Here is a 16,753-nt window from a genome sequence, read left to right on the forward strand (position 1 = left end):
CAACATGGGCCGCAACAGCCCGGCGAAAATCAAGCGAATACGAAACTGCCATCGACAAATCCTCCTGCCGAACAGGAGAATCAGAGTTCGAAGCAAAAGGGAATCCCTCACGATTCCTTTTGTCGCGGATGTGCTTTAGTGCACCGCCTGACCTCAAGGATAACCAGATCGTGCCCGGTCAGCGAGTCAGCAATGTCGAGCTGGGCATGTCATTGTCCAGTCTGCTGTCGCTGCAGGGAAAGCCGAGTCGAACCATCCCGATCGCGCATACAAATGCCACGTCCTACACGTTTGACGGGCTGTCCGTGGCCGCAGACGACACAGTCTACTGGATCATCGCGCACGATCCGCGCTTCTTCACGGATCTCGGCGTGTCGATGGGCTCGGAGCAGATCTTTGCGCGCGGGGCCTATGGCAAACCGAAATGCGTGGTGACCCGCGATACGGTCACCGTCTACGATTATGGCAACATCTATTTCGAGGTGGACAACGCAACCGGCAAGGTAGGCCAGATCGGCGTCCAGCGCGGTACACAGACCTGCGACGGGCCATCGTAGCGAGGCGGTGAAAATGAAAGACGGCACCGGCTGTGGGCCGATGCCGTCTTCAGTGAACTCAAACCGGCAAGAGTCGTCTTACAGGCTAGAAGCGGCGGACAATCGAGAAGACGCCATAGCCGGTGAAGTCGTCGTCATTGTTGTCATTGTCGAGATCACCCGGGTTGACCACAGCGGTCGCATCGAGTTTGACGCCCCATTTTTCGGAGAAGAAATATTCGACGCCGACGCCGGCATGGCCCAGCGCACGGGTTTCGGTTTCACACGGGAAAAGATTGCCGCCGCAGAAGAAATCCGATGTGAAGCTCATGTAGCCTGCGCCAGCCCGCGCATAGACGGCGGAATTGTTCTCACCAAACGGACGACGCGCCACGGCAAATGCCGAGACGAAATAGTCGACGTCACCCAAGATGAATGTCCCGGCGGCGGCTTCGGCCTCGAGCCGGAAATTCTTGTTGAAATTGTAGCCATACCGGCCATTGAGCAGGTATCCGGTTCCGCCAACGCTGACACCCGCGCCGACTTCGTGGTTCTGCGCGGTCGCTGTCAGTGCAGGCAGGCTCATGGCGGCAAGAATTGCTGCGGCGCCGACGATAAATTTTTTCATTTTTTCCCTCGAGAAACACCTTGTTTCTTTCGGGGGCAGGACATGACCCGCCTGATTATGCAAATCAGGCTTCGCGCTGGGGAATTTCACAAAAATCGCATCGGGTCGTTCTCCAGCTGTCAGCCCTCTCCAGGCTGTTGATCCGGCGCAACTTTTTCTTCGCCCCTGCGGGGGACGAGCTGGCAGACGCCGGAGCGGGCGGCCAGTGTTCGACTATTCGGCCTGGCTGCCTGTCGTACGGGCCCAGTCACGGGCCCAAGTGTCGAGATCGCCGAGGCGTTCGCCGAGTTCGTAGCCTTTCACCGTAAGGCTGTAGCCGTCGTCGTCGAGACCAACGAGGTTGAGGTCGCGCAGGGTCTTGAGACGCGAGTTGAGTACAGTGGGCGAAAGCTCGTCGCACCGGGTGCGCAGGACACGGAAAGTGGCCGGGCCGCCGCGCAGTTCCCACAGGATACGCAAGGTCCAGCGCTGGCCCAGCACGTCGAGCAGGACCATGATCGGGCGTTTGTTGGCAGACCCGCGGACGGGCGTACCGGGGCGTTTGGTCATGGCATGCATTCCTTCTTTATGCTACACTTTGTGTAGCGTATTGGTTCGCTACCTATTCCGTAGCAGAAGAACCGCACCATGGCCAATTCCCTGACACCGCTCAACGCGCCCTATCCCCCCGACGTCGCCGAGATTCTGGCAACGTATCCGAACACCGATGGTTACAGCCTCACCCTGTTCCGGACCTTCGCGAATAGCGTCCGCTTCCTGAAGAAGGGCGTGCCGAACCCGCTGGACCGTGAGAGCCCCTGCGCGTCCGCGAGATCGTGATCCTGCGCACAACGGCGAACCGGAACTGCGAATACCAATGGGGCGTGCATGTTGCGATCTTTGCGAAGGCGGCGAAGCTGACCCCGGAACAGGTCGCAGCCACCCGCGCTACGGGCGTCGACGCGGCGCTGTGGACCGCTGAGGCAGCCAGCCTGATCTGGGCGATCGACAACCTATGCAGCACAGGCGGCATGTCTGACACGGTCCTCGCGCGGTTCGAGACGGACTGGTCGCCTGAGCAGCAGTTGGAAATCCTCGCACTGTGCGGCACGTACCATACGGTGAGCTTTGTCGCGAACACGGCGCGGCTGCCGGGCGAAGCCTTCGGCGCGACGTTTCCCGACTGAGCTGCCAGCACACGTGCCCGGCACGGGGCGCGACCTGGTCGCAGGCGGCAGGGGCGCGAGGCGGGAGCGGGGCGCTGAGGGGGTGGCGCGGGTGTGCCACGTGGCAAGGGTGGTGCCGTCACCTGCGCGGCGCGCGACCGAACCTCCGGCGGCGGACGCTCCAGCACCATCAGCACGAGCAGGCGGCGGGGCAGCGCTTCGAAACGGGCGAGGTCTGCCGCGAGGCGGGCCCGGACGGGGCGCAACAGGAAAGGCTTGCAGGCGAGTCGGCCAAGGCCGAGCGCGCGCGATGTCGTGCACCATATAATCGGCGCGCCGCCATGCAACGATGACCAGCGACTGGAGCGGGGTGGACGGCATCAGGTTCATGCCGGCTATCATGCCACAGGTTTCGCGGTGTGGGAGAGGCAGTTCTCTTTCCAACAAACCAGCGGGTCGGGGCCTCAGATGCTGCGATGCGGTTCCGAATGGTCCCATTCTGCGAGCAGGGTGCGCAGGGCCGAGACGAAGGCGAGCGGCTGGTCGAGCATGACGTGGTGGCGCGCATGCGGGATCGAGATGAACGGCACCTGGTGGCCGAGCAGCTTACGCATGTAGTCGCCGACATCGTTCGGCATCAGGTCGCTTTCCTCGCCACGGATGATCGCGATCCGGCATTTCGCGGCCTTCAGCATGTCGCCCGGCGCGTCATTCGGTTCGAAATGGGTCCAGATCGAGGGATCGAATTTCCAGGTCCAGCCATCGTCCTGCTTCTTGAGGCTCCAGCGGGCGATATAGTCCATGGCGTAGTAGTTTTCGCAGAGCTGAGGCGGCGCAAGGCGGAACCGGCCAAGGGCGCTGGCGAGGTCGTCATAGACACGGTTGGGACGGCCTGACCGGGGCGGGCCGCGATGGGGCCGCTCGGGCGGATTTACCGGACTGTCGACAATGACCATGCCTGTGAAGCGGTCGCCATGCTCGGCGCCTGTGACGAGCGTGACGAAGCCACCAAAGGAATGGGCGACAATGATCGGCTTGACCTCGGCGTCGAACAGGCCGGCGTCTTCGGCGACGGCCATCTGTTCGGCGCTGAATGTCGCCATGTCATAGGTCTCGCGCCAGTCGCTTTCGCCCATGCCGGAAAAGGTGAGTGCGGCGACGTTGTAATGCTCGGCGAAATAAGGGGCGATGAAATCCCACCAATGGGCATGCGCGCCATTGCCATGGACGAGGAGGAGGCCGGGCTTGCCGCGCTGGCCCCAGCGCTGGTAGCGGACCTGCGCGCCGTTGACGGCGACGGAATCGGATTCGTACGGGGTTGCGACCGCGTCCTGGAACCAGGCGGGCGCAGGCGGCACGGCGCCTCGATATTCCAGCAGCGGGCCACCCTCGGATGGCATTTCCGTTGGCTGGTCGCGCACAATCCCTTCGGGGCCTGAACTCATGGCTGATCCTCTTTACCTGACGCCCCTGTCATAAATGCGGGACCGGTTAAGACAAGCCTGACGCTGGGGATGCCGGGGGGGGGCGCCGCGCCTGCCTGCGCTGGGGATATGGGGGATTGGGTGGCGAGAACAGGACGCCTGCGCCCGTCCTTCGACTTCGCGCAGGATGAGCGCGTCGGTGATTTGGGAATGGACCCCCACCCAGCCTCCCCCTTACGTATGCATTTATCTTCCCCGTAGAGCGATCTGTTCTCCCCCCCTGCAAGGCGGGAGAGCTAGAGGGAGGGGCTACCGGCTCTACTCGTACTTCACCGAGCAGCCATAGGGCTTGGCACTGGGGACGGCGACGGCTTCGCCTGCGGCGACGCTGTCGAGGGCGGCGCGGACATAATTGGTGGCCTCAGCAATGTCCTCGACACGGGCAGACGGATTGGAATCGATGGCACCTTCATAGGCGAGCGTGCCGTCAGGGCTGATGACATACATGTGCGGCGTGGTCTTGGCGCCGTAGAGGTGGCCGATCTCGCCTGTTTGATCGAGCAGGACATGGGTGCGCATGGCATCCCGGACAGTTGTCAGGGCATTGGCTTCGTCGCCGGTGACGTGGCCCTGTTTTCCGGGGGCGGAGGAAATCACCGAGAGCCAGGTGACATCATCGGCGCCCGCATAGGATTGCAGGGTCTGCATGTTGGCGGGCGGCGTGGCGTAATGTTTCTGGACGAAGGGACAGCCATCATTGGTCCATTCGAGGACCACTGTCCTGCCGGGGAAATCGGCGAGGGAGTCGGTGTCGCCATTCGAATTGGTTCCAGTGAATCCCGGGACGGGCTGGCCGGGCGTGACGAGGGGGCTGGCATCGGCGGTCGACGCGATGAGCGCGCCCGCTGTCAGGGCGACAGCGGCGGCCATGCCGGCGGCGAGTGAAATATTGCGGCGGCTGAACATGAGCAGTCTCCTATCGGGGCTCCCCCTGCCCCGTATTGAACTCAAGACGCGTCCAGAAGTCCAATCACAAGGTCTTTAGACAGGATTTCGGGCAGGATGTCCGGCTCTGTCGCCCCTGCCGGGTACCAGAGATACATCGGCACCCCGGCGCGTTCGCGCAGCTTCAGTTCGGCGGCGATGACCGGATCCTTGCGGGTAAAATCCGCGACGAGGAAGGCGACATTGGCGTCGGCGAAGGCCTCCTGCACAGCAGCGGTCTTGAGCGTGCTGAGCTTGTTGAGCTGGCAGGTGGCGCACCATGTGGCGGTGAAGTCGACAAAGACCGGGCGGCCTTCGGCGGTGAGTTCGGCGACGCGCTCCGGGCTCCAGGCCTCCGTCTCGTATTTCGCGGCATAGGCCGTGGGCGTGCCTTCGGTGCCGCCCGGCACCGCGGCGCGCAAGGCAGGCCCAGCAAAAGCGGCAACGAGAACGAGCATGGCGGCGACGCGGGCCGGGGTGCCGCGTTTACGGGCGAGCCAGATGGCGAAAGCGATGCCGGTGGCACCGGCAACTGTCCAGGCGACGGCGCCATGACCGGCCAGCGCGCCGAGCACCGAGAGCAGCCATGCGGCGGTGAGGAACATCGGGAAGGCGAAGAATTGCTTGAGCGTTTCCATCCACTTGCCGGGCTTGGGCAGGAGCCGCTGCAGGCCGGGCACGAAGCTGAGCAGGAGGAAGGGCAAAGCAAGGCCAAAACCCATGGCGAGGAAGACGACGAAGACAGCAGGCGCTGGCTGGGTCATGACCGCGCCCAGCGCGACACCGAGGAAGGGGCCGACGCAGGGCGCGCCGACGACAGCCGCGAGAATGCCCGTGAAGAAGGCCCCGGCGGCGCCATTGCGGCTGGCAAGGTTGCTGCCAGTGTTCTGGATCGAACTCCCAAGTTCGAACAGGCCCATCAGCCAGAGGCCGGTGACGAACATGATGAGGGCGAGGATGGCGACAGTCGGCGCGTTCTGGAGCTGGAAGCCGAGCGTGGCTGTGCCGGTGGCCGCGCGTATGGCAATGATGACGGCAGCGAGCGCCGCAAAGGAGACGAGAACGCCGCCCGTGTACCAGAGGCCGTGGCTGCGCAGCTCTTTCGCGTGGCCGCTGGCGGCAGCCGAGACCATGCCCATGGCCTTGATCGAGAGGACAGGCAGGACGCAGGGCATCAAGTTGAGGACGAGACCGCCGATGAAGGCAAAGAATGCGAGCGTGAGAAGGCCTGTCGTGTTGCCCCCTGCCCCGGACGTTCCGGAGCGAATAGCAGCGAGGCCTGCCGTATTGTCGAAGACGGTGCCTTGTTCGGCGGACAGTTCGTAGCCTGTCCGTGTGCCGTCCGGCTGTTCCACGACGAGGACGCCGCCCAGCGGGCCGTCTGGCGCAGCCGGGCTGGCGGGCGTGAGGGTGAGCGTGGCACCGTCAGCGCCGAAACTGGCGGGTTGGCCTGCCGGATGACTGATCTCGTGGGCGAAAGGGAAGAAGCGGAGGGCCGCGTCACGGGTGAGGCCGGGCGCGCCGCGCAGGCTGAGCTTCCACGGTGTGGCGGACGTGTCGAGACGGGCCTCGCCGGCAAAGATGGTGGGAGCCCTGGCGATCCAGTCGGCAATCATTGTGCCATGGGCCGGATCGGGAATAGCCTCGCCGACATCCAGCACGAGCGAGACGTCAGCATATTCCGGCACGCAGATGTCTTGGCAGATGAGATAATCAGCGACGACGTCGAGCCGGATCGTGCCGCTGGCGGCCGCCGGGATCATCAGCGAGAAAGGCAGGATGACCTGGTCGCTATAGCCGTAATCCATGATTTCGCCGTCGACGACGGGCAGGAGTTGCGGAATGGGCCAGATAAAATCGCCAATGGCGCCGGCGGGAATGTTGCTCGTATCGCGGTGGACGAGCTTTGGCGGCAGGCCCGCATCGCCGGCATTGCGCCAGTAGACGTGCCAGTCGGGGTCGAGATCCATCTCCAGCGCAGCCTGGATGGTTTCACCGGGCAGGACACTGGTGCGTTCGGCGATCAGTTCGACGCGGGCATGGCCGCCATCAACGGGGGCGGCGAGCGCGGGCGCCGCGGCGCCAAGGACAATCGCCGCGAGCAGGCTGCAGAGGATACGGATCATGTTGAGGCTTTCATCGGGTCAATTGTCCATATGCCTGCGATTGGCCTCAGAATGAAGGCCCTCGCTCATTCGTGAACGGCGCGCGAGCGGGTGTGCGGCCAAACGAAAAAAAGGCGGCCCCGGAAGGAGCCGCCTTTGGTATCGCGTATCCGGATGGATCAGACGGCTGCCTGTGCTTCCGCCGCCTGCGTACGCACGGCACGCTGGATGATTTTCGGCCAGTTGAGCAGCGAGACGAGGTGGGCATAGCAGGCGCCCACGGCGCCATTGTTGCGCAGCTCAAGGTATTTCGCGTCCGGCAATGCGTTCAGGCGATCTTCGGAAATGGCGTAATAGTCAGCGATCTTCTGCTGTTCGCCGACGGGACTGCCTTGCGCGTCACGTGGCTGGAAGGCGACCGTTTTCTGCTCCATCAGGTCGAGATCGGTCAGCATTGTCACGAATTCTGCCGTGGCACGGCGCTGACGTTCGAATTCCTTGCAGAATTCGACCGCGTCAGTGGTGAATTTCGTCGGCTGGCCATTCTCGAAGAAAGGCACTTCCGGCTGGTTCGACACCATGGGAGCCGCACGGTCGACGCAGAGGACGAGGCGATCAGACGCATCGTCAGCGGCGAATACGAAGGGATAGCGGCGCACGAAGGCCGGCACATAATTGTCATCGGAGACACGGCCCTGCGCGTCGACGAACAGGTTCTGGCCCTGACGGACGCCCATGACGGCGACCGGAGTGCGGTCGTTGCCGACGAAAATGATCGGATAGGACGAGGCCGCGAGGCCGAATTCGGTGACCGTGACCGGCACGGCATGTGCCTGACGCAGGAAGCCGAACGGCTCGTCAATCTTTTTGACACCGAGGCCGCCGTGATCTTCCGGCGACAAGGGCTGGGGCTGCTGGTAGAAGAGGACCTGGCCTGTGAGCGGCGGCTGTCCACCGTTTTGCGGGGTGGTGTTCACGTGTGTGCTCCTGAATTGTTGGCGGGAGCGTTAGCGGAAATAGGGACTGGCCACAACACCCGAACCGGCTTGAACTACACTAAAAACAAGGTGAAAAAAACGTCATGTTCATCCAGAGGCTGATCCGCTCCCCTCGAAGCCCGCTGATGCGGCTTGCGGCGATGGCGATGACCGTATGCGTTGCAAGCTGTTCGCCGCCCGTCGATGATGCCGGAACACCGCGCCGCATTGCCCGTCAGGTCGACCAATTGATGACCACGCTGGCGCAGACCGAACTGGCGCGCGACCCGGAACTGGCGACGCAGCTGGGCCTGACGGAAAAGACCGTGGGGTATGAGTTCAATCGCTACCTGACGGACCGGTCGCAAGCGACCTATGAGCGAGTGCGCGTATCGCGGCTGGAAATGCTGCAGGCGCTAGCCGAGACGCCGAAGCCGGCCGCTGGCAGTGCGCAGGCGCGACACCTGGAAACACTCATCAAGGCCTATGAGACAGCCGAGAGCCTGTTCGTGGCCGGACATGGGCAGACCGGGCTTGGCGTTGCCTATCCCTATGTCGCCGACCAGATGCGCGGCGCCTATCTGGACCTGCCGGACCTGATGACGCGGTCGCACCCGCTGCGGACGGCGCAGGACGCGCGCAATTATGTCGCCCGGCTGGCGGCCTTTCCGGACGCGATCGACGATGAGCGCCGCCGCCTGAATGCGGATGCGGCGGCGGGCGTGATTGCACCGGACTTCATCCTGCGCCGCATGGCCGTTCTGGCAACCGAAATGGGCACAGGCCCGGCAGAGGAACACGTGCTCGTGGGAACGCTGGACAGCTTGCTCGGCGGCCCCGAGGATCTGAGCGCGGAGGAACGCGACGCACTGGCGGTGCGTGCCCGGGAGCTGGTCGAGACAGGCATCCTGCCTGCCTATGAGCGCTTTGCCGACGACCTGATCAAGCTAGCCGCACGTGCCCCGTCAGAGCCCGGTGTTTGGCAATTGCCGGAGGGCAACGCCCATTATGATGCGGCGCTGGCGGCCTATACCTATGACGGCGTCAGTGCGGTCGAGCTGCACGCGCTGGGTCAGCGCGAAGTGATTGCGTTGACCGACCAGCTGGACGCGGCGCTGACAGAGGCGGGATTTGTCGAGGGCAGTGTGGCCGAAAGGTTGCAGGCACTGGCCGCTCTGCCCGACCAGACTTATGCGGACGATGAGGTGGGCCGCGAAGCCTTGCTGGAACGGATGCGCCAGCTGGAGCAGAAGGCCGAGGCCGCAATTGGAAATGAGATTCCCAGCCTGCCGAAGACGCGAGTGGCGATCCGGGCCGTCCCGGATTTCCTTGAAGCTTCGTCGCCGTCAGCCTTCTACAGCGCCGCGCCGGCCAATGGATCTGCGCCCGGCCTGTTTGCGATCAACCTGTCGGACATGAGCGAATGGCCGGACTTTGCGCTGGCAACGCTGGTCTATCATGAGACCCTGCCCGGCCATCACCTGGAGAGCGCGGTGGCCGCCGAACGGGCGAACCTGCCGCTGGCCCGGCAGATAATCTGGAACGTGGCCTATGGTGAAGGCTGGGGCGCCTATGCCGAGACGCTGGCCGACGATATGGGCCTTTACACGGACGATCCGCTGGGGCGGATCGGCTACCTACAATCCATTCTGTTCCGCGCGGCACGGGTCGTGACCGATACCGGCATCCACCGGATGAAGTGGAGCCGCCAGCAGGCCGTGGACTATCTCACCGGCGTGACCGGCCAGCCGGAAGCCGCAATGGCGGCAGAAGTGGACCGCTATGCGGTCTGGCCTGGGCAGGCTGCCGCCTATTGGGTTGGGCGCCAGCGCATCCTCGACCTGCGCGAGCGGGCCGAGCGGGTTCTGGGGCCGAAATTCAACCGCGCAACCTTCCATGAAGTGGTGCTGACGGGCGGTCCGCGCCCGCTCGGTATTCTCGAGAATGACGTCGAGCAATGGTATGGCGCGCAGGTCGACCGGGACGAATAAGGCCGGGAAACCCCAAAACAATCCGAAGTCTGCCCTATTACCGCCATGTCGCCTGCGGCATTCTGCTGGCAAGGACGCTTATCGGAGGGACGACCATGAGACTTCGCGGATTGATACTGGCCAGTGTGGCCGCAACAGCCCTGTTGGCAGGCTGCACAACGGAAGTTGGCGAGACGGACGGCACTGTCGTTGACGCCAAGCCGTCAACGCCTCCTCCCCCGCCGCCCATGGCCGAATCTGAACGGGCGCTCCAGGGCGTCGTCGCGACGGGAAGCGCCAAGGACAGCCGCCAGGAGATGGGGCGCATTGTGCCGGCGCCGGTCATCATGGCCCCACCTGAGCCGGAGTTCCGAGACCAGTATGAGGATATCGAGGCCAATCCAGTCAGGCTGACCAGCGAAGAGCCGGTCTCGACTTTCTCGATCGACGTCGACACGGCATCGTATGCGAATGTCCGCCGCTTCCTGAAGAGCGGCAGCCTGCCGCCCAAGGACGCCGTGCGGATCGAGGAATTGATCAATTATTTCGACTATGCCTATCCGCAGCCGAAACCGGGCAGCGACCCGTTTGCCACACAAATGACAATGATGCCTTCGCCCTTCAATGCCGGGCGCGACCTGATCCAGATCGGTATCCAGGGTCGCGACATTGACCGCGACGCCCGCCCACCGATCAATTTGACGCTGTTGGTGGACGTGTCGGGTTCGATGCATTCGGAAGACAAGCTGCCGCTGGCGCGCCAGGCGATGAAACTGATGCTGGAAGAGATGGCGCCGACCGATACGGTGGCGATCGTCGTCTATGCCGGCGCGGCCGGCGAAGTGCTGGCGCCGACGCCGGTGAGCGACAAGCGCAAGATCGTCGCGGCGCTTGAAAACCTGCGGGCCGGTGGCTCGACAGCTGGCGGCGAAGGCCTGCGACTGGCCTATTCCCTTGCCGAGCAGGGCCTGAAGAAAGGTGCGGTCAATCGCGTGATGCTGCTGACCGATGGCGATTTCAATGTCGGCATCTCCGACCCGGAACAGCTGGAAGACTTTGTCTCGCGCAAACGGGAGACCGGCATCTATCTCTCTGTGCTCGGCTTCGGGCGCGGCAATTACAATGATGCGATGATGCAGAAGATTTCCCAGACCGGGAATGGCACGGCCGCCTATATCGATACGCTGAGCGAAGCGCGCAAAGTGCTGGCCGACGACCTGTCGGGCAACATCTTCCCGATTGCGGACGATGTGAAAATCCAGGTCGAGTTCAATCCGGCGCGGATCAGCGAGTATCGCCTGATCGGCTATGAGACGCGGATGCTGGAACGGGCCGATTTCAACAATGACAAGGTGGATGCCGGCGACATTGGCGCCGGCATCAGCGTGACGGCGATCTATGAAGTGACGCCGACAGGGTCTGATGCGGCGCAGATTGACCCGCTGCGCTATGGCGAGGCCGCCAAGGCCGGAAGCACGCAGGGCGAATATGCCTTTGTGAAGCTGCGTTACAAGGCGCCGGGCGCGGAAACGTCAAAACTGCTGACCTATGCCGTAACCGACACGAACCGCGTCGCGAGCGTCGACAAGGCACCGGAATGGGCGCGGTTTGCGACCGCCGTGGCGGGCTTCGGCGAAATGCTGAAGGGTGGAGAGGCCCTTGGCACAGGCTTCGGCTGGGAGGCCATCCGAAAACTGGGGTCTGGTGCCAAGGGCAAGGATAAATTCGGCTATCGCGCCGAATTTATCGAACTGACCCGCCTGGCCGAGACGGCCGATGCGCAGGCAGCGCTCAACCGGCCCGGCCAGGGAGAATAGGCCCTAAGCGGCGATCTTGCGGGAGTGATCAGTGAAACAGACGGTCGAGAAGCCTTCCTCTATGTCGTTCACCATCAGTTTGCGCGCCGCAGCGTCGAATTCGTGGGCGAGGAAGACGGCATTGGCGCCGTAACGCTCGGCCTCTGCCAGGGCCCAGATGGGTTGGAGGTCGTGAGGACGACCGGAAAGTTCGACGACCCGGATGAGGCGCCATCCATAGGCGTCCGGCGCGGCGAAGATGGCCACGCCCGGGCAGCGTGCCCACGGGCCGTCCGGTGCCACGCGATTGAATTCCCAAGCCTTGCCAGACCGTCCCCGAAAACTAACTGTGATACCCATGTTCCTGCTCCGTTCTCTTGCTCTGTTCCTAATATGTTCCAAACGAACGCGCAAGAATTTTTTAGTTAACAGCAGGTTAACCATTCGAATCGAATTGGGAGGATCTATTTAATGACCGTGAAACGGCGCGTATCGAAGACGCGGAGGACCTGTTTCAATTCGCGGCCCCGGCGCAGGATCTGGCCAGCGGAGCCATAGACGGCATATTGGCCTTGCCGATTGGCGAGCGCCGGTTCCTTCTCGATCCGCCAGGTCGGGTTCTCCGCATGCCGACGGAAGATCGCGAAAATGGCGACATCCTTTTCCATGCCGATGGCATAGTCGCGGGCCTCTCCGGAGATGACGAGCCGACCATAGACATCAAGAATGGGCTGCATCTCGGCCTTCTGGAAAGCAACCCGTGGTTCAGGCGCCAGTTTGCGCGAAAACGTGTCCGTCATGTTGTCCTTTCAGATTCGCGCATGGGGCGAACCTGCAAATCTGCAGTCGCCTAAACGCATTGTAATTCAAATGGGGCGAAATCACCGCAATTTGGCCTTGCGTGCGCCACCGGCGCTCGCCATCTTCTAAGTGTCGGGCGGAGGTGTATACCAAGCACCCCGGACCCATCAGCCCCCCCAGCCCCCTGGGGCGCTTGATCAACTTTCGTCCGACACCTTTCCTCTTCAAATCAGCGCTCCTGTCCGCGTCCGGACGGATTTGCATCCGGCCTCAGCGCCTTGATGAAGTCGAGCACAGGCGCCACGACCCGACCGGCATTCCTGCCCAGGCCAGAGGCCTGTTGCAACCGCCGGGAGATATAGGCGTCGAGATCGGCCGCGTCCGGGGCGTCCAACCAGTACATGACGATACCGGGAATCACCGCCGCCAGCAGGCCGCGCTTGGAATAGCGATTGTAATCCGTCGCTGTGTCACCCGCAGCCGTCCAGACCATGTCGGCGACCGACCAGGTCCGCTGGACTGCCGGGCCGGCGCTCCAGGGCAGGAAACCGCGTGCGGCGGCACGGCGTACGGCCTCGCGGTTCGGGGCAAGCGCATCGAGCCAAGCGAGGACACCGCGCTTCACCTTGTCGGGCACGCGCAGGGCGGAAAGGTCTTCAGCGGCGAGAACGGCCCGCGAGTCGGCCTCTGCCGCGCTGAAAAAGGCCTCGATCAGGTCGATCACGCCATTCGGGGACGCGAGCGCCTGTTCACCTTCGCTGAGCCCGGCCTCATTGGCGGCAAGGCAAGCAGCGGCATCTGTCCAGCCGTCAAAGGCGACATGGGGCAAAAGGGCTTCCAGCCATCTGGAACGCAAGACATCGGATGGCGTATGTGTCATAATACTTCTTTGCATCATTTAAGGGGCTTGGCCAAATCGCTTCTTGCGTGATATAGGCCCCCTTCACGGCTTAACAGGCCTTAAAGAATTCGTCGGGGCGACGCCCCTAGCCCAATGGAGAAGACCCATCGTACAGATCGTCGTCCGCGATAACAATGTCGAGCAAGCCCTGCGCGCGTTGAAGAAAAAAATGCAGCGTGAAGGTCTCTTCCGCGAAATGAAGGCCCGTCAGGCTTTCGAAAAGCCATCCGAGAAAAAAGCACGCCAGCACGCCGAAGCCATTCGCCGCGCCCGCAAGCTGGCTCGCAAGCGCGCCCAGCGCGAAGGTATCGTCTAGGCTTTGCGGTCTTACGAACTGAAAAAAGCCCCGTCAGAGCGATCTGGCGGGGCTTTTTCTTAGGGGCTGACTTGGATTCGCCGCCTCTGCCTTGGCAGGGGACACGGGTGATTTCGCCGTGCCGGGCTTGACCCCCTCCTAGCCTCCCCCTTGCAGGGGAAGGAACAGTCCGTTCAGTTTGGAAAGTTCAATGCGCCCCTGAGAGGGGCTCCTCCCCCTGCAAGGGGGAGGTGGGGTGGGGGTCGACTTCGGGTCGTACGGGCCCCGTCCTTCCACTTCGCTCAGGATGAGCCCCTTTCGAGCCTCAGCCCGCCTTGCCCTTGAACATGCGTTTGAAAACGCCGCCAAGGTCACCGATGCCCGCGCCGTGGACTGCGCCAGCCCGGTAGACCTTGGTAGCGAGCCAGAGGATGGCCAGGGCTGTGAGCGCCATGATCAACATCTGAGCCACAATTTCCCACAGCGGCGGATCGTGCGGCATGCGCAAGATCAAAAGGAAGGGTGTAAACACCGGAATCCATGACGCAATGTCGATAATCGGCGAGCCAGGATCCTGGAAGGCGATGAAAATCGCGAACATTGGCAGCATGAGCAGGATCATCATCGGGCTGAGCAGGGTCTGGGCTTCCTGGATCGTGTCGCAGAGCGAGCCCAGCGCCATGAAGATCATGCCGTACATGACATAGCCGAGCAGAAAGCTGATCAGGCCCGGAATGATGATGGACGGATTGGCAAAGGCCGCGAGGAAGGGCGATAGGAGGCTGGCGCCGCCGGGAATCTGGCTGGTCGCGAATAGTGACGCCCCGAATGCGAACAGGCCCCAGGACACCATCATCGTGGAGGTGACCGCGAATACGGCAAGCAGCTTGCCGGCGAGCAGTTCAGTCAGCTTCACCGAAGTGAGCAGCGTGTCGAAAATCTTATTCGAGCGCTCTTCAATCGTGCCCATCAGCAGGTACTGGATGATCGAGAAGATCATCAGCCAGAGGAAATAGGCGAGGCCGCCCGCGACGAAGACAGGTGCGCGGTCGGCCATGGTGACCTCCGAGCCTGCCGTTGTCTGGTCAGCCACGGTACGGATGCGGTGAGCGGACACTTGCAGGGCGTTGGAATCGACCCTGTCGAGGAAATCCGGGCCGAGCCCGGCCTCGGAGAGGGCCTGCTGGCGCGCGAGGCGGCGCATGGCATTGGCCGCGGTCGCACGCAGCGCACCGACATTGACGTCATCGCTCCAGTACTCAAGGTCTTTGCCGTCAGCCGACGGAATGAAGACGGCGAAGAGCGGCTTGTCGCCGAGCGGGCCGGAAACGAGGCGCTGTCCCATCAGGTAGGGGCGCAGGTCGTCGATGGAATCGGCCGGGGCCGGCACGCGGATGAACTTGCGCGGCGGCGCGGCATTGCCGGACTGGAGCGCCGCGTGCTGCTGCGGCGACAGGTCCATATTGGCGGCAAGGTCACGTGCCTGCTGGCTGGCATCCTCGTCATTCAACGCGAACTCGCTCTCGATGGCGTCGGCATACACGGCGGCAGGCTCGACGACCGCGTAGTAACGCACGGGCGAGGACTTGGCGGCGAACATGGCAAAGGTGCCGCCGATGATCATGAACAGCGGCACGGCGGCGAGGCTGAGCCAGAAGCCCCAGGCCCGGACATAGCCGAGATAGTCACGGCGGAAGATCAGGTAGACATTGCGCATCAGGCCGCCTCCCCCGCTTCGGATTCGACGAGGGCGGCGGCATCAGCCTCACCGACCAGCGACACGAAGACATCGCGCAGGCGCGCCTCCTCCGGCGCGAACCCGACAATCGGTGCGCCGGCCTCGATGGCCGCCCGCAGCGCATCCTGGGCGCCGGCGCCGCGCGGCAGGATGATGCGCCAAGCATCGCCCTGGCCCGCATCCGGCGCACGGTGCGCCTCGAAGCCCTTGGGTGCGAGCGCGGCGGCAAGGTCAAAGCCCTCCGTCACGCCGATACGGGCACCGCGGCCGAGCGAGCCGAACGCATCGTCCAGCGTGCCGTCGAAAACCTTCCGCCCGCGCGCCATCATGACAATGCGGTCGCACAGGCGTTCGGCATGTTCCATGACATGGGTGGAGAAGAGGATGGTGGCGCCGCGCGCATGTTCGGCGCGGATCAGGTCTTCGAGGACCTGCTGGTTGACCGGGTCGAGGCCGGAGAAGGGCTCGTCGAGGATCAGGAAATCCGGGCGGTGGGCGAGCGTGGAGAGGATCTGCACCTTCTGCGCCATGCCCTTGGACAGTTTGGAAATGCGCGTCGCCTTGAAGTCGCCGAGCCCGGCCGTGTCGAGCAGTTCGTTGGCCCGCGCCCGCGCATCCTGCGCGGAGAGGCCCTTGAGGCGGGCAAAATGTTCTATCGAGCTGCGCGGGGTCATTTTTTTGTAGAGGCCGCGCTCTTCGGGAAGGAAGCCGACGCGCTTGAGCGTGGCGATCTCCGGTGCCTTGCCGAACAGGCTGACAGTGCCGGAATCCGGCCGCATCACACCGAGCGCCATGCGCAGGCTGGTCGACTTGCCGGCGCCGTTCGGCCCGAGGAATCCAATGATCGCGCCTTCGGGCACTTCGAGCGACAGTTCGCTGACGGCCGTGAAGGCGCCGAAGCGCTTGGTCACCTGCGTCATCACAAGGGGCGGCGTACCCATGGAAGCCTCCTCGGCGTCAGGGAGCGCTTCGGTCGTAGCGATTCCCGATAAGAAGCGGTCTGTTTGGCCCAGAACGCCTTGCCAAGCCCTTAAAGCGGACGCAGCATAATATAATGAAAACGGATACTGCCCCTGCTGTGCGCGGCTGCCTCCACCTGACCCGGAAGGATATTGTGAGCGAACGGCGGCGTGTGCTGCTCGAACGCAACCGCCTGCTGGCACGTATCGAGGCCGCGCTCGCGCGGATGGAGGAAGGTCGTTTCGGCTTTTGCACGCAATGCCGCGGCCCGATCCCGATAGCGCGCCTTGAAGCCGACCCCGCGATGGCGCGGTGTCCGGAATGTCGTGAAGCCTGCTAGGCTGGCAGGCGCGCTAGAGCATCCCTCTCCAAATGTGAATCGCGGAGGATTCCCAATTGGACTGGTTTGTGATTCCCTCGTCTTGGAGGTGGATCATGGGCAAGAGTTATTCTCAGGATATTCGCAGTCGGGTGATCAAGGCGGTTGCCTTGG

The 16,753-nt window shown here is 63.2% G+C and carries 18 protein-coding genes; 7 read left to right on the forward strand and 11 right to left on the reverse strand.

The window, feature by feature from the left end; translation table 11 throughout:
- The first annotated feature begins 170 nt into the window (after positions 1 to 170).
- Positions 171 to 557 carry a hypothetical protein gene (locus ACESNB_RS07765; protein ID WP_373005987.1) on the forward strand — a complete coding sequence of 129 codons (387 nt, stop codon included), beginning with the start codon at positions 171 to 173 and terminating at the stop codon, positions 555 to 557.
- An 85-nt stretch (positions 558 to 642) separates the two neighbouring features.
- On the opposite strand, the gene ACESNB_RS07770 is transcribed toward ACESNB_RS07765, so the two are convergent.
- Together ACESNB_RS07770 and ACESNB_RS07775 are read right to left on the reverse strand one after the other, a co-directional pair.
- Positions 643 to 1,164, reverse strand: a complete 522-nt coding sequence (locus ACESNB_RS07770; RefSeq protein WP_373005989.1) for an outer membrane beta-barrel protein — start codon at positions 1,162 to 1,164, stop codon at positions 643 to 645.
- A gap of 213 nt (positions 1,165 to 1,377) precedes the next feature.
- Positions 1,378 to 1,713: a winged helix-turn-helix transcriptional regulator gene (locus ACESNB_RS07775; protein ID WP_373005991.1), complete on the reverse strand. Its 336-nt coding sequence runs from the start codon at positions 1,711 to 1,713 to the stop codon at positions 1,378 to 1,380.
- A gap of 78 nt (positions 1,714 to 1,791) precedes the next feature.
- On the opposite strand from ACESNB_RS07775, the gene ACESNB_RS07780 reads away from it, so the two are divergent.
- A complete protein-coding gene (locus ACESNB_RS07780; protein WP_373005993.1) occupies positions 1,792 to 1,983 on the forward strand; it encodes a hypothetical protein in 192 nt (63 codons plus the stop codon).
- A complete protein-coding gene (locus ACESNB_RS07785; RefSeq protein ID WP_373005995.1) occupies positions 1,980 to 2,330 on the forward strand; it encodes a carboxymuconolactone decarboxylase family protein in 351 nt (116 codons plus the stop codon). Before ACESNB_RS07780 ends, ACESNB_RS07785 begins: the two co-directional genes overlap by 4 nt.
- Positions 2,331 to 2,773: 443 nt before the next feature.
- Here ACESNB_RS07785 and ACESNB_RS07790 read toward each other — a convergent pair whose 3' ends face one another.
- The 4 genes from ACESNB_RS07790 to ACESNB_RS07805 all read right to left on the reverse strand — a co-directional run bounded on the left by ACESNB_RS07790 (position 2,774) and on the right by ACESNB_RS07805 (position 7,799).
- Positions 2,774 to 3,754, reverse strand: coding sequence for an alpha/beta fold hydrolase (locus tag ACESNB_RS07790; protein ID WP_373005997.1), 981 nt, complete (start codon positions 3,752 to 3,754; stop codon positions 2,774 to 2,776).
- A gap of 297 nt (positions 3,755 to 4,051) precedes the next feature.
- The gene (locus ACESNB_RS07795) at positions 4,052 to 4,699 is read right to left on the reverse strand and encodes a redoxin domain-containing protein (protein WP_373005999.1); all 648 of its coding nucleotides are present in this window, start codon (positions 4,697 to 4,699) and stop codon (positions 4,052 to 4,054) included.
- Between the two features lie 41 nt (positions 4,700 to 4,740).
- Complete coding sequence (locus tag ACESNB_RS07800) at positions 4,741 to 6,843, reverse strand: protein-disulfide reductase DsbD family protein (RefSeq protein ID WP_373006001.1); 2,103 nt, start codon at positions 6,841 to 6,843, stop codon at positions 4,741 to 4,743.
- 158 nt (positions 6,844 to 7,001) lie between these two features.
- Positions 7,002 to 7,799: a SapC family protein gene (locus tag ACESNB_RS07805; RefSeq protein ID WP_373006003.1), complete on the reverse strand. Its 798-nt coding sequence runs from the start codon at positions 7,797 to 7,799 to the stop codon at positions 7,002 to 7,004.
- Positions 7,800 to 7,903: 104 nt separating this feature from the next.
- Between ACESNB_RS07805 and ACESNB_RS07810 the strand changes: the two genes are divergently transcribed.
- On the forward strand, positions 7,904 to 9,790 hold the full coding sequence (locus tag ACESNB_RS07810) for a DUF885 family protein (protein ID WP_373006005.1): 1,887 nt from the start codon (positions 7,904 to 7,906) through the stop codon (positions 9,788 to 9,790).
- Between the two features lie 95 nt (positions 9,791 to 9,885).
- The gene (locus ACESNB_RS07815; protein ID WP_373006007.1) at positions 9,886 to 11,586 is read left to right on the forward strand and encodes a von Willebrand factor type A domain-containing protein; all 1,701 of its coding nucleotides are present in this window, start codon (positions 9,886 to 9,888) and stop codon (positions 11,584 to 11,586) included.
- A 3-nt stretch (positions 11,587 to 11,589) separates the two neighbouring features.
- Here ACESNB_RS07815 and ACESNB_RS07820 read toward each other — a convergent pair whose 3' ends face one another.
- The 3 genes from ACESNB_RS07820 to ACESNB_RS07830 form a co-directional block, all read right to left on the reverse strand.
- A complete protein-coding gene (locus tag ACESNB_RS07820; protein ID WP_373006009.1) occupies positions 11,590 to 11,925 on the reverse strand; it encodes a hypothetical protein in 336 nt (111 codons plus the stop codon).
- Between the two features lie 104 nt (positions 11,926 to 12,029).
- Positions 12,030 to 12,365: a DUF2794 domain-containing protein gene (locus ACESNB_RS07825; protein WP_373006011.1), complete on the reverse strand. Its 336-nt coding sequence runs from the start codon at positions 12,363 to 12,365 to the stop codon at positions 12,030 to 12,032.
- 230 nt (positions 12,366 to 12,595) lie between these two features.
- Entirely contained in the window at positions 12,596 to 13,246 is a 651-nt protein-coding gene (locus ACESNB_RS07830; RefSeq protein WP_373006013.1) for a COQ9 family protein, read from the reverse strand.
- Between the two features lie 127 nt (positions 13,247 to 13,373).
- Here ACESNB_RS07830 and rpsU point away from each other — a divergent pair, with 127 nt between their 5' ends.
- On the forward strand, positions 13,374 to 13,583 hold the full coding sequence (rpsU, locus tag ACESNB_RS07835) for a 30S ribosomal protein S21 (RefSeq protein ID WP_340691203.1): 210 nt from the start codon (positions 13,374 to 13,376) through the stop codon (positions 13,581 to 13,583).
- Between the two features lie 304 nt (positions 13,584 to 13,887).
- Here rpsU and ACESNB_RS07840 read toward each other — a convergent pair whose 3' ends face one another.
- Entirely contained in the window at positions 13,888 to 15,279 is a 1,392-nt protein-coding gene (locus ACESNB_RS07840; RefSeq protein WP_373006015.1) for an ABC transporter permease, read from the reverse strand.
- Positions 15,279 to 16,241, reverse strand: a complete 963-nt coding sequence (locus ACESNB_RS07845; protein ID WP_373006017.1) for an ABC transporter ATP-binding protein — start codon at positions 16,239 to 16,241, stop codon at positions 15,279 to 15,281. The genes ACESNB_RS07840 and ACESNB_RS07845 overlap by 1 nt, the downstream gene beginning before the upstream one ends.
- 113 nt (positions 16,242 to 16,354) lie before the next feature.
- Here ACESNB_RS07845 and ACESNB_RS07850 point away from each other — a divergent pair, with 113 nt between their 5' ends.
- Entirely contained in the window at positions 16,355 to 16,600 is a 246-nt protein-coding gene (locus ACESNB_RS07850; RefSeq protein WP_373006019.1) for a TraR/DksA family transcriptional regulator, read from the forward strand.
- The last annotated feature ends 153 nt before the right edge of the window (positions 16,601 to 16,753 follow it).

Source organism: Hyphomonas sp., assembly GCF_041689225.1.
Classification (GTDB): Bacteria; Pseudomonadota; Alphaproteobacteria; order Caulobacterales; family Hyphomonadaceae; genus Hyphomonas.